Here is a 12,987-nt window from a genome sequence, read left to right as displayed (position 1 = left end):
GCTTTTCAAATAACGAGTAACATATATGCTCAATCGTTAAATTTTGCACATCATATCAACAAAGTAATATTCGATATAGAGCATAAAAATTTAATACTTATCTGATTTTAAGATTAGCAATGGCGCGGTACTTTATATTTTTATAGTGAAAACAATATATTATTTTTAATTAAACTATTAAAAAATAATGGTTTGTTTAAATTTTGTTCTTTATAAGATTTTATCTAAACTAAATACAAAAAATAGATATAAGCTGAATAAAGTCTCGGACGAAAATACGGATATTTCTGCGATTGAAAGGCTGAATCAGATGAAATTATAAAGATGTAAGCAGTTCAATGCTTATGATTAGGTTTGTTTGAGTATTTGAGTCAATGCAAAAACTGAGCCTATCGCTGTTTATTCTTAGATAGTAGTGAAGACAGGAGAATCGAGCATATTCGTTGGTATTGCCTACGACTATCCTAGAATAGCCATAGGCGGCTAAGGCTAAAAACTCAAATTACTGTAAAAAGGTTTTAGATTCATAATTTGGATTCGGATAACTATAAAAACCCTGTCCTGTTGGCATACCGAGGTGACCAGGCTCAATAAATTCTGTTTGCAGTCGATTCATGAGACGTGCCATCAGTGGGTTGGTATCGGCATGCAATTTTGCAACGTTATATACTGTGTTAATGCCAATAATGTCTAAGATTGCAAACGGACCTTTGGGTGAACCAAATGACTTCATCCATGCTTTATCTACGGTTTGTGGATCAGACACTTCATTGATCCAAAGATCTAGTGCCGAAATTAAAAACGGAACCAGCATTGAGTTGAGGAGATGGCCAGGTTGTTCTTTGTAAATTGGCAGTGGTAACATTCCAATCGCTTTGGAGAATTCAACTAACTGGTTGAAGACGCTACGATCTGTAGATGCATGTCCCATAATTTCAGCCATGTTATTCACCCAAATCATATTAGCAAAATGCAAGGCTAAAAACTTTTCTGGGCGTCCAGTCACTTCAGCAAATTCGCTTGGCAATAACGTCGACGTGTTGGTTGCAAAAATAGTTTTTTCAGGTGCAACTTGGCTTAATTTTTCATAAAAATCCCGTTTAATAGCTGGATCCTCTGGTACAGCTTCAATCACAAGGTCTGCATCTTTGACTGCTTCGGCAAGGTTCGAATGATAACTAAGATTGTTAAATGTATTGTCGAGTTGATATTGGGTTGCATTGAGATCACGTTTATAGCATTCACATAATTCAAAAAATTTGGCTTTGGCTTTGCCAAGCACTTCATCATTGATGTCATAAACGCTGACTTTAAAGCCGTGAAATGCGGTTTGAAATGCAATTTGATAGCCGAGTACACCACTACCTGCAACAGTGACATTTTTAAAATTCATTCTATTTTCCTTTTTTGTCTTTAATGATGAATGTAGTTTTCATATCCATGAGCTACATTTTTAGGACAACATTTTATTTGCTTGATATACAGTATCAATGAAGCAATAAAATGTTCATTGGAGCTATTCTGCCGAGACATTTATATGTTAACTTGACAGAATGAGTCTATTTTTTGACTTGTTGAGACAGGAATTGTTGGAATGAATCAGGAAGATTCGCTCGCGGTTTTACGCCATAAAAATATCCATGATGACATGGTGCATAGTTCCGGTTTACGGGGATACTTGGATCTTATGCAACAATTGGGAATAGACCCAATACCGTTATTGGAAAAATATGGTATTCAACTTGGGCAATTACAAGATGATAATGCGTGGATATCACACACTGCAATGATTCAGCTTTTAGAGGATAGTGCACAGCAGACCCATTGTCCTGATTTCGGCTTACGTATTTCCCAGTATCAAGACATTGGTATTTTAGGTGTGCTCGGGCTAATTTTACAGAGTGCTTCTACACTGCGAGAAGTGATTAAGTACAGTTCAGATTTATTGTTTCTTCATGGTTCGGCATTGCGGCTATATATTAATGAAGCCATTGCCGCCGATTTATTTGAGCCACATGCGGATATTGTTGCAATCGTTTTTGATATACAGCTAAATGATTCGACTCCTATTTTGAGTAAACGCCAGTCTATGGATCTTGGGCTTGCCGTATGTCATCGTGTTATGCGCTATTTAAGTGGTGAACAATATCAGCCACTGAAGGTGACATTACCACATAGTCCAATCGCGCCTTTAAGTACGTATAAGCGTTTTTTTCATACAGATGTGCTTGAAAACCAACAACATGCAGCCTTATTTTTACATAAAGATATGTTGAATATTACTTTGGCTAGTATTGATCATGGTCTACGTGAAATTGTGGATAGTTATCTTGAGCGGAGCTTTCGCAGTCATCAGGGTTCATTGAGTGATCGCGTACAACATGCGATACGTATTCATTTGTCTGGACCTAAAGCCAATAAAACGGATATTGCATGTATGCTTGCGATGCACCCGCGAAGCTTACAACGTAAATTAGATGAAGAGGGCACAAGTTTCGAACAGATCCGAGATAAACTTAGACAGCAATTATTACTGCAATATTTAGCCGACTCAAAAGCATCAATGAGCCAAATTGCTTCAGTATTGGGTTTTTCTGAACAATCTGCTTTAAGTCGTGCTTGTAAAAATTGGTTTGGTGTGGCACCGCGCCAGTTGAAAAAGCTGAGAAATCAAGATCAATAAAAAAACCCGCATTATTATGCGGGTTTTTAACTTAACTGACTCAGTTGAAATTAAGCATTTTCACGAGCAATCGCGCGGTAACCAATATCTTTACGATATTGAACACCCTCAAAAGTTACTTTTTGGCAAAGTTCTAAAGCTTTGGCTTGTGCTTCACCGATTGTATTCCCTAGTGCAGTTACGCAGAGTACACGACCACCAGCAGTCACGATCTCGCCATTTTCATTGGCCTTCGTGCCAGCATGGAACACTTTAGCATCGGTCATTTGTGTATCTAAACCTGAAATCACATCATCATTGCTTGATGTTTCAGGGTAGCCTTTAGATGCCAGTACGATACCGACCGTTTTACGGTCATCCCACTGTGCTTCTTCTGGAAGCTTTCCTGCAATACCTGCTTCTACTAATTCAACCAAAGATGATTGTAAACGCATCATAATCGGTTGAGTTTCAGGGTCACCAAAACGGCAGTTGAATTCGATCACACGTGGTTGACCCGCATCATCAATCATCAAGCCTGCGTATAAGAAGCCTGTATAGACATGACCATCGGCTTTCATACCATCAACTGTCGGACGCATCACTTCCTTCATGACTTTGTCAAAGACATCGGCAGTCACCACAGGAGCAGGAGAGTAAGCTCCCATACCGCCTGTGTTTGGACCTTGGTCACCTTCAAAAATGCGTTTATGATCTTGCGACGTTGCCATTGGTAAAATGTTGTCGCCATCAATCATACAAATGAAAGAGGCTTCTTCACCTGCAAGGAATTGCTCGATTACGACACGTGAACCTGCATCACCAAATTTGTTGCCTGCCAACATGTCATCAATTGCATCAAAAGCTTCTTGATTGGTCATGGCTACAATCACGCCTTTACCCGCAGCAAGACCATCTGCCTTGATTACGATAGGCGCACCATTTTTTTCAACAAAAGCTTTCGCTGCATCGACTTCAGTAAATACATCATAGAATGCTGTAGGAATGTTGTGGCGCTTTAAGAAGTGCTTAGCAAAAGCTTTCGAGCCTTCTAACTGAGCAGCAAATTGAGTTGGTCCCCAAATTTTAAGCTCTGCCGCGCGGCAGGCATCCACTACACCATTTACAAGAGGTGCTTCTGGGCCAACAATAATCAAATCTACCGCATTATTTTTTGCAAAGTCGATAATTGCAGGGTTGTCTAAAATGTTAAGCGCAACATTTTCACATTTATTTTCTGTCGCTGTACCTGCATTACCTGGAGCTACAAATACTTTTGCAACTTTCTCATCTTGTGCGATTTTCCATGCCAATGCATGTTCACGACCGCCATTACCCAAAACTAAAATGTTCATCTAAAAATCCCTCAAAGAAAAGAATCCCTCCCGACCTCCCTTTAAAAAAGGGAAGGGATCACGCATGAAAACCAAGGTTTCTTACGTGAAAAGTCCCCCTTTTTACAAAGGGGGATTTAGGGGGATTAATAAATATGACTTCTAATCAATTAATGACGGAAGTGACGCATACCAGTAAAGACCATCGCAATGCCTGCTTCATCCGCAGCAGCAATGGTTTCTTCGTCACGCATAGAACCGCCTGGTTGGATAATACATTTAATGCCTGCTTTCGCTGCATTATCAATACCATCACGGAACGGGAAGAATGCATCCGATGCCATAACCGCACCTTCAACCACTAAACCGGCATGTTCCGCTTTAATCGCAGCAATACGCGCTGAGTTAACACGGCTCATTTGACCTGCGCCTACACCAATGGTTTGACGACCTTTAGCATAAACAATGGCATTTGATTTCACGTATTTCGCAACTTTCCAAGCGAAGATCAAATCATCAATTTCAGCTTCAGTTGGTGCGCGTTTGGTCACAACTTTTAGGTCATCTTTGGTGATCATACCTAAGTCTTGGTCTTGAACCAATAAGCCGCCATTGATGCGTTTATAGTCAAGTTGAGCTTGGCGTGCGTCAATTGCTGGTAATTCACCACAAACGAGTACACGAACATTTTTCTTTGCACCAGTGACTTCAAGCACGCCTTCAGCGATGCTCGGTGCAATGATCACTTCAACAAACTGACGATCTACAATGGCTTGTGCAGTTGCAACGTCTAATTCACGGTTGAATGCAATGATGCCACCAAAAGCTGATTCAGGGTCAGTTGCATAAGCCAAGTCGTATGCTGCTTGAATACCATCTAAAGACACCGCAACGCCACAAGGGTTTGCGTGTTTAACAATAACACAAGCAGGTTTTGCAAATGATTTCACACATTCAAGTGCGGCATCTGTATCTGCAATGTTGTTATAAGAAAGTTCTTTACCTTGCAGTTGTTTCGCTGTTGAAACAGAAGCTTCAGTTGCTGTGCTTTCTACATAGAATGCTGCTGACTGATGCGGGTTTTCACCATAACGTAAGTCTTGAGCTTTATTTAACTGTGTATTAAAAGTACGTGCAAACTTGTCTGCTTGACCTTCTTCCTTGCCTACACGAGCGCCTAGGTAAGAAGCAATCATGCCGTCATATTGTGCTGTATGCTCAAATGCCTTAACGGCTAAATCAAAACGAGTTTCATAAGACAAAGCACCATTTGCTTTTAGCTCAGCAACAACAGTGTCGTAGTCTGTAGCATTAACTACAATCCCCACAGACGCATGGTTTTTTGCTGCAGCGCGAACCATAGTTGGGCCACCAATGTCGATATTTTCAATCGCATCTGCAAGTGAGCAATTTGGTTTAGCTACAGTTGCAGCAAATGGATAAAGGTTCACAACCACAAGATCAATCGCATCAATGTTGTGTTCAGCCATCACAGCTTCGTCTAGACCGCGACGAGCTAAGATACCACCATGAATTTTCGGGTGTAGCGTTTTTACACGACCATCCATCATTTCTGGGAAACCCGTATGCTCTGAAACTTCGACTACAGCGATATTGTTGTCTTTTAACAACTTATATGTACCGCCAGTAGATAAAATTTCTACCCCAAGAGCTACAAGGTTTTGAGCGAACTCAACAATGCCAGTTTTATCGGAAACAGAGATTAAAGCGCGTTTAATGGTCATGATCTTCGTCACAGTTATCAAGAATTAAAACAAAAAAGCCAAAAATAGCAGGTAAAAAAAAATGCCCGCGGAAGCCGCAAGCATTTTATCATTTATTCACTCATTAAACCGTGAGCTTTCAACTTTTTACGCAAAGTGCCACGGTTAAGACCTAGAATCTCCGCAGCACGTGTTTGGTTACCGCGGGTATATTCTAAAACTACAGATAGAAGAGGTTTCTCCATTTCTGCTAGCACCATGTCGTAGACCTGAGATGGTTGCTCGCCTTGCAATTGTGCAAAATAGTGGCGAACTGCGCGATCTACGTGAATACGAAGAGCGACATCAGACTGTGCAGTAAAAATAGGAGATTTGCTATTCATGCGAATTAATCCGAAAAATCTAAATATCACTTGGGTAAAGTGACATATATAAAGTGGTCTAAAATTAAAATGAACTTCGTTTTAGATCCTAAAACGAGTAGTTCTAAAACTGTACATTTAGCATGCCACAATATCGCTAAGTTGGTCGAAATATAAGCGTAACAATAGTTAAATATTTGTTACTGACCTTTTTTAAACAAAAAAAATCTGCTCGATACGCGATATTTGGATAACGCGTATTTTAGCTGATGTTCTATTTGTATTAAAAGACTGAGGAGATTGCAGCACTAAGCTTTCGTGGCGCGTATCATACCATTGTCTAAGAAAAAGTGAGCAAGAAAACTGCATTTTTTTTCACTTTTTTTACATTTTTTTTAAATTTTAGGGCTGGACTATTTCTAAACTGTAATGATTGAAGCTTTTACGGCTTACTGGCAGGCTAAATTTGAATTTGAATGGACTATTTTTAGGAATCCGCTTAATTCCAACTAGACTGTCGATCAAATAGTCATTGGAATGCAATTGATAAGTTGAATCTATTTCACCATCTTCTTTTAAGATCACTTTGATGATCGGCAAAGGTAAGCTCGTTTCATGGTAGTTGATGAGCTCTCCTGAAAACTGGGTTTCCTGTGAGCCTGTACTTTTCACTTTTAACTTATTAATACTGATGAGGCTGTAGCGTTCCTGAAGGCTACTACAATTCAGTACAAGACAAACTTTGTTATATGTTGCACCCAATGCTGGGCTGTTATTAATGATATGTGGGTTAAACCATAAATATTGAAAGCACAATAGTGCCAATAAACCAAAATTGATCATTCCCCAAAGCACATAATACATGGGACGTTTTGGCGGTTTAGCTGGACTATGCTCAGCTAAGTTCATCGCAGGATAGTTACCAATTGGATCGGTACTAAAGTAATTTAAATTATTTAAATAGGTTTTGAGATCAATGTTGGAATGTTCAATTTTCAAATTGAAAATATCGAGCAAGTTCGCTGTGGTCATCGAAAGAGCAGCAGATTGTGATAGATCAAAATGGATACTGTCGATATGAGTGGATGAAAGCGCTGGATTTGAAGGCTCTAAATAGTTATTCAAATTCGACGCTTTTTCCTCATTCTCATTAACCGCATGACCCGTCGTCAAATGTGAAAGGGCATTAAAGGTCATTGAGCACTTTGGGCAACAAACCATACCTTGTGCAACGGTCAGTTGTGCAACACTTACTTTATAGATAGTTAAGCATTTTGGGCAAGATGTTTGTTTGTCGCTCATAGTGTTTTAGTGGTTCGTTTAAAGGGTGTGGCGTTTACCCGAAATTCGGCACCAGTTTTCATCGCGTTTTTCGACCTCTAATATATCAAAAAATTCAGAATAAACACTAGAAACATCAGAAACTTGCTCTTCAATTACACCTGCAAGTGCGAACTCTCCCTCAGATTTAATTAAAGTTGCGAACTGTGGCGCTAACATCATGAGAGGCCCTGCTAAAATGTTGGCAACAAAAACATCTGCTTTTTGGTCAGCTAGCTCTAAATTGAACTCATCTGGTAAGCCGACATATAGGTTTTCAGAAACACCATTCAATAGTGCATTTTGTTCCGTAGCTAAAACAGCTTGCGGATCAATATCGGTTGCGTAGACTTTCTTTGCACCTAACAATAAAGCGGCAACACCCAAAATACCTGAACCACAGCCGTAGTCGATCACGATTTTGTCTTTAACATCGGTTTTACCTAGCCATTGAAGGCAAAGGAATGTAGAGGCATGGTTACCTGTACCAAACGCTAAACCTGGATCGAGTTTAATGTTGACCGCATCAGGCACTGGTGCATCCATCCATTCAGGAACGATCCAGTACTTGTCAGCAATTTGAATTGGTTCATAGGCATCCATCCATGTGCGTTCCCATTCTTGATCTTCAAGAAATTCGCTACGCATCGGTGCATCAGGCATTTGAGTACGAATAAAAGTTTCTAATGCGTTTACATCAATTTCTTCGTCGTCTTCTTGCGCATATATACCCGTTACAATAACTTTATTCCAAAGTGGTGTTTCACCAGGAAGTGGTTCAAGTAAGTCTTGGTTTTCTGCATCATCTAATGTGACACTGACTGCACCCAACGATTCTAAAAGGGTTTCAGTAAAATCGACTTGCGCTTGATCAACCGTAATATGAATTTGTAACCACTTCACAGGAATAACCTAATATTTATGTATAAATAAATATTGTAGCGGAACGGTGCGCAGTTCGACAGCATTCCTCAAAATAAAAAAGGATGCCGAAGCATCCTTATGCACAACATTAATTTGGGGCTTGTTCTATACTGGGTTGAACGGAAGGAGCATAACGGTTGAGCAATGTTCCAAAGATAGCAGCAAAGATATACATAAATATAGAATAAACAGCTGCGGGCATTGCAATGGTCGTACTCGCCATTACCGTCAGTGCAATCGTCATGGCAAGAGTACTGTTATGAATACCAATTTCAAAGGCACAAGCACGTGCTTGAGTACTACTGATACCAAAAAGACGAGGAACAAAATAACCGATAACTAAACTACAGATGCAGAACAGAACAGTAGCTGCGCCTACATCACCAATATATTGCATGATATTGCTTCGCTCTTTAGCCACCGCGCCAATAATGATGATGATTAAAAATACCACAGCAAATATCCGAACGGGTTTATTCAGTTTATCGGCGAGTTCAGGTCTGAAATACCGAACTAGCATCCCTAAGCATACGGGGATAATAATGATAAGAAAGACTTGTATGACTTTAGAGAACTGTAAGCCCACATGTTGACCATCATTCATAAAATGTTGAATTGCAAAGTTGACAATTAAAGGTAAGGTGAATGCAGCAATAATTGAGTTAACTGCGGTGAGGGTGATATTGAGAGCAATGTCTCCTTTATATAAATAGCTAAATAAGTTTGCTGTTGGTCCACCTGGAGAAGCTGCGAGTAGCATGAGTCCAACTGCGAGTAATGGTGGTAATGTCAAAACTTTACAAATGACAAACGCGATACTGGTCAAAATGACGAGCTGACAGAACAATGCCAAAAGAACAGCCTTAGGATGTTTGCTAACTCGCTTAAAGTCATTTGGGGTTAACTCTAAACCTAAACCTGCCATAACAATAGCAAGAGCAATAGGTAAAAAAATGGTAATAATACTAGAATCCATTCGCTTATTTTCTCCTTAAAATCATTATTAATAACGGCTGTGAAATTAGTCTATTAAGTTTTGCCTTTTGAAAAATAAACGGTCTTTTTTTGTGATACCAATAAGCCAAAGAGGGTGGCAAAAACGAACATGAAAATAGAATAAATTCCCGCAGGAATTGCCATGGCTGTATTACCCAATACTGACAGTGCAACAGTAATCGCAAGCGCTGTATTATGAATGGTGATCTCAAATGAGCAGGTTAATGCTTGTTTTTCTGTAATATCGGCAATGTGAGGTATAAAAAAACCAATGAACATGCTACTGAAACAAAATAACGCAATTGCTGGTCCAACTTCAAAAATATATTGAATCAGATTGTGTCGTTCTAGATATAAAGCAATGAAAAAAATAAAAAATAAGCAGCTAAGCGATAATATTCGCATAGGGTGGTGTAGTCGTATGGCAAATTTTGGAAGAAAATAACGTAAACACATCCCAGTACTGACTGGAACTAAAGTCAGGAAAAAGACTTTTGCGATTTTTGTTGCAGGTATATCAATGGGTTGAGCTGTTTGCAAAAAATATATCATGGAGAGATTAAGAATAAACGGCAGGGTAAATGTCGCGATGACTGAGTTAGCCGCAGTTAAGGTGATATTGAGTGCAATATCACCTTTAAATAAATAGGTCATGATAGTTGATGTTGGTCCACCGGGTGACGCTGCAACAAGCATTAAGCCAATAGAAAAAATAGGAGATAAATTTAAAAAATTACAAATGAGAAATGCAATGCCCACCAGTAGCACTAACTGTGAAAATAAGGCAATAAAAATCACTTTGGGGTATTGTGCGAGGCGATAAAAATCGACGGGTCGTAGGTGTAAACCCAATCCCATCATCATCAATGCCAAGGTCAAAGGCAAAAAAACAGTAAATAATTCCGAATCCATGGAATCCCTTTTTTATTGGTTTTTATTTTTCATCTTTGCTTGAGTGTATACCGAATCCAATAATTTACAAGACGCAAAAAAAGGGTAAAAAAGACGATTTTTTACCCTAGTGAAACAACTTGATTTTAGTGGCTTAATCTACATTTTAGGTTTTGGTGCGCTAAATCCGAGTGCACATTTACCTTTAATTTCTTTACCTTCAATATTAATGGATATTGCTTTAGGATCACCGTGGCAGATGCTGGTTAATTCAGCCTCATCACCATGAATGTTGGCGTTTTTTGAGCTCGGGAAAAATTGAGGTTCACAAGTACCATTCCAAATAATGCCACGGTAAGCAAAACTGACGGCTGTTCCTTGAGATTTACCTTTACATACTTGTTGATAGCGTTGGCTATCATAAACTTTTTCGACCTTGTCATTGGCAGATACGAAAGGTGAAAAGAATAAACCGCAGAGAATGGATGAAAAAAGAATCTTCTTATTCATAATGTTTACCTTTGGTTGTTGTATGATCAATTTATAGAATAAAAAATGATCAAATTAATACAAGGCTTTTCAGGTAACAAAACGATTCATTTGTTGATTTTTTGCTATTGTACTGCAAGTCAACTTACATAAAATTAGCTTTGAACGGTCTAATACGTTGATGGCATATACAATAAATTCTACGGAAGCAGTCAACTTACAATTGAAAATTTGCTATAATCTTTCGTTATCATTTTTTTAATCTCCTTACCACTATGCATTATCCTAAAGTTTACGATGTCATTGTTATCGGCGGCGGTCACGCAGGTACAGAAGCAGCATTGGCTGCGGCACGTATGGGGCGACAGACTTTACTCTTAACTCACAATATTGAGACTTTAGGGCAGATGAGCTGTAATCCAGCGATTGGTGGTATTGGCAAATCGCATTTAGTACGAGAGATTGATGCCTTGGGCGGTGCAATGGCATTGGCTGCCGACAAAGGGGGGATTCAGTTCCGTATCCTAAACTCACGTAAAGGTGCAGCCGTTCGTGCAACGCGTGCACAGGCAGACCGTATTCGTTATAAAGCTGCAATTCGTGACACCTTAGAAAACCAAGCTAATCTCGATATTTTCCAACAAGCGGCAGATGACCTAATTGTTGATGGTGATACCGTAAAAGGTGTTGTGACCCAAATGGGGATTCGCTTTGATGCGAAAACAGTGGTACTCACAGCAGGAACCTTCTTGGGGGGGGTAATTCACGTAGGGCTTGAAAAATCAAGCGGTGGCCGTGCAGGCGATCCACCTTCAATTTCATTGGCTCACCGTTTACGTGAATTGAATTTGCCAGTGGGACGTTTAAAGACAGGTACGCCACCACGTATTGATGCGCGTTCAGTTGATTTTTCTGTGATGATTCCGCAGCCAGGTGATTTCCCATCACCGACCATGTCTTTCATGGGTGATGCATCTATGCACCCTGAACAAGTCAACTGCTATATCACACACACCAATGAAAAAACCCATGACATCATCCGTGGCGGTTTAGATCGTTCACCGATGTATACTGGTGTTATTGAAGGCGTGGGTCCGCGTTACTGTCCATCTATTGAAGACAAAATTCACCGCTTTGCTGATAAAGACTCACACCAAGTATTCTTAGAGCCTGAAGGCCTAGATACACATGAGCTTTATCCAAATGGTATTTCAACTTCACTGCCATTTGATGTGCAGTTTGAGTTGGTTCGTTCAATTCGCGGGATGGAAAATGCGCACATTTTACGTCCGGGCTATGCCATCGAGTACGATTACTTCAACCCACAAGCGTTAAAGTTTACTTTAGAAACCAAAGCCATCAATAACTTGTACTTTGCGGGTCAGATTAATGGTACAACGGGTTATGAAGAAGCGGGTGCGCAAGGCTTGCTTGCAGGCTTAAATGCTGCACGTCGTGCGTGGGATCAAGAGCAGTGGACACCAAAACGTGATGAAGCCTATATGGGTGTGTTGGTGGATGACTTGATTACGCTAGGCACGAAAGAACCATACCGTATGTTTACTTCACGTGCCGAATATCGTTTGATGCTACGTGAAGACAATGCGGATCAACGTTTAACGCCAGTGGGTCGTGAAATGGGCTTGGTAGATGACGAGCGTTGGGCTGCTTACTGTGAAAAAATGGAAGCAGTTGAATTGGAAACAGGCCGTTTACAACACCTTTGGGCGGCACCAAACAACCCGATGGGCAAGAAATTTGTCGAAATGACGGGTGCGGATTTATCGAAAGAATGCTCTGCGATTGATTTGTTAAAACGTCCGAATATTTCATTTGCTCAAATTGCAGAACTCACAGGTTCAGAAGTGTCTGCACAAGTGGGCGATCAAATTGAAATCGCGGTGAAATACGCAGGTTATATTAACCGTCAGCATGAAGACGTTGCACAAATGAAGCGTTTGGAAGAAACTAAAATTCCTGCCGATTTTAATTATGATGTCGTTTCAGGCTTATCCCGTGAAATTACTTTAAAATTGAAAGATGTACGTCCTGAAACATTAGCTCAAGCAAATCGTATTCCAGGGGTAACACCTGCAGCAGTGCAATTGATCATGATTACGATCCGTAAAAATGCACAAGCGAAAAAATCTGCTTAATCTTTGAAAGTTATTGAAAAAGTCCGCTTTATGCGGGCTTTTTTTGGGGTAAAAACTGCGCAGGGGGAATATACAATAAAAAATAAGGTGAATTATGTCATTACAGTATAAAAGCGGAGAAGAGATTCG

Annotated in this window: 11 protein-coding genes; 2 read left to right on the top strand and 9 right to left on the bottom strand. The window is 39.9% G+C overall.

The window, feature by feature from the left end:
• Window positions 1–502 precede the first annotated feature (502 nt).
• Window positions 503–1,393 (bottom strand): 3-hydroxyacyl-CoA dehydrogenase, encoded by an 891-nt coding sequence (locus ACE01U_RS04880; RefSeq protein ID WP_395578837.1) that lies wholly within the window; start codon window positions 1,391–1,393, stop codon window positions 503–505.
• Between the two features lie 201 nt (window positions 1,394–1,594).
• Between ACE01U_RS04880 and ACE01U_RS04875 the strand changes: the two genes are divergently transcribed.
• Window positions 1,595–2,683 (top strand): AraC family transcriptional regulator, encoded by a 1,089-nt coding sequence (locus tag ACE01U_RS04875; protein WP_291373946.1) that lies wholly within the window; start codon window positions 1,595–1,597, stop codon window positions 2,681–2,683.
• A 50-nt stretch (window positions 2,684–2,733) separates the two neighbouring features.
• On the opposite strand, the gene purD is transcribed toward ACE01U_RS04875, so the two are convergent.
• The 8 genes from purD to ACE01U_RS04835 form a co-directional block, all read right to left on the bottom strand.
• Window positions 2,734–4,017, bottom strand: coding sequence for a phosphoribosylamine--glycine ligase (gene purD, locus ACE01U_RS04870; RefSeq protein ID WP_291373945.1), 1,284 nt, complete (start codon window positions 4,015–4,017; stop codon window positions 2,734–2,736).
• 149 nt (window positions 4,018–4,166) lie between these two features.
• Window positions 4,167–5,741, bottom strand: coding sequence for a bifunctional phosphoribosylaminoimidazolecarboxamide formyltransferase/IMP cyclohydrolase (gene purH / locus ACE01U_RS04865; RefSeq protein ID WP_395578836.1), 1,575 nt, complete (start codon window positions 5,739–5,741; stop codon window positions 4,167–4,169).
• Between the two features lie 92 nt (window positions 5,742–5,833).
• Window positions 5,834–6,103, bottom strand: a complete 270-nt coding sequence (fis, locus tag ACE01U_RS04860; RefSeq protein WP_001086304.1) for a DNA-binding transcriptional regulator Fis — start codon at window positions 6,101–6,103, stop codon at window positions 5,834–5,836.
• Window positions 6,104–6,484: 381 nt separating this feature from the next.
• On the bottom strand, window positions 6,485–7,384 hold the full coding sequence (locus tag ACE01U_RS04855) for an MJ0042-type zinc finger domain-containing protein (RefSeq protein ID WP_086207750.1): 900 nt from the start codon (window positions 7,382–7,384) through the stop codon (window positions 6,485–6,487).
• A gap of 18 nt (window positions 7,385–7,402) precedes the next feature.
• Window positions 7,403–8,305, bottom strand: a complete 903-nt coding sequence (gene prmA, locus ACE01U_RS04850) for a 50S ribosomal protein L11 methyltransferase (protein ID WP_395578835.1) — start codon at window positions 8,303–8,305, stop codon at window positions 7,403–7,405.
• A gap of 109 nt (window positions 8,306–8,414) precedes the next feature.
• Complete coding sequence (locus ACE01U_RS04845) at window positions 8,415–9,302, bottom strand: bile acid:sodium symporter family protein (protein ID WP_395578834.1); 888 nt, start codon at window positions 9,300–9,302, stop codon at window positions 8,415–8,417.
• Between the two features lie 53 nt (window positions 9,303–9,355).
• Window positions 9,356–10,234, bottom strand: a complete 879-nt coding sequence (locus ACE01U_RS04840) for a bile acid:sodium symporter family protein (protein ID WP_395578833.1) — start codon at window positions 10,232–10,234, stop codon at window positions 9,356–9,358.
• A 138-nt stretch (window positions 10,235–10,372) separates the two neighbouring features.
• Window positions 10,373–10,723, bottom strand: coding sequence for a hypothetical protein (locus tag ACE01U_RS04835; protein WP_395578832.1), 351 nt, complete (start codon window positions 10,721–10,723; stop codon window positions 10,373–10,375).
• A gap of 254 nt (window positions 10,724–10,977) precedes the next feature.
• Between ACE01U_RS04835 and mnmG the strand changes: the two genes are divergently transcribed.
• Window positions 10,978–12,858 (top strand): tRNA uridine-5-carboxymethylaminomethyl(34) synthesis enzyme MnmG, encoded by a 1,881-nt coding sequence (gene mnmG / locus ACE01U_RS04830; RefSeq protein WP_086207745.1) that lies wholly within the window; start codon window positions 10,978–10,980, stop codon window positions 12,856–12,858.
• Window positions 12,859–12,987 lie beyond the last annotated feature (129 nt).

Source organism: Acinetobacter halobius, from assembly GCF_044130335.1.
GTDB lineage: Bacteria > Pseudomonadota > Gammaproteobacteria > Pseudomonadales > Moraxellaceae > Acinetobacter.
This window is presented reverse-complemented; position numbering and strand designations above follow the sequence as displayed.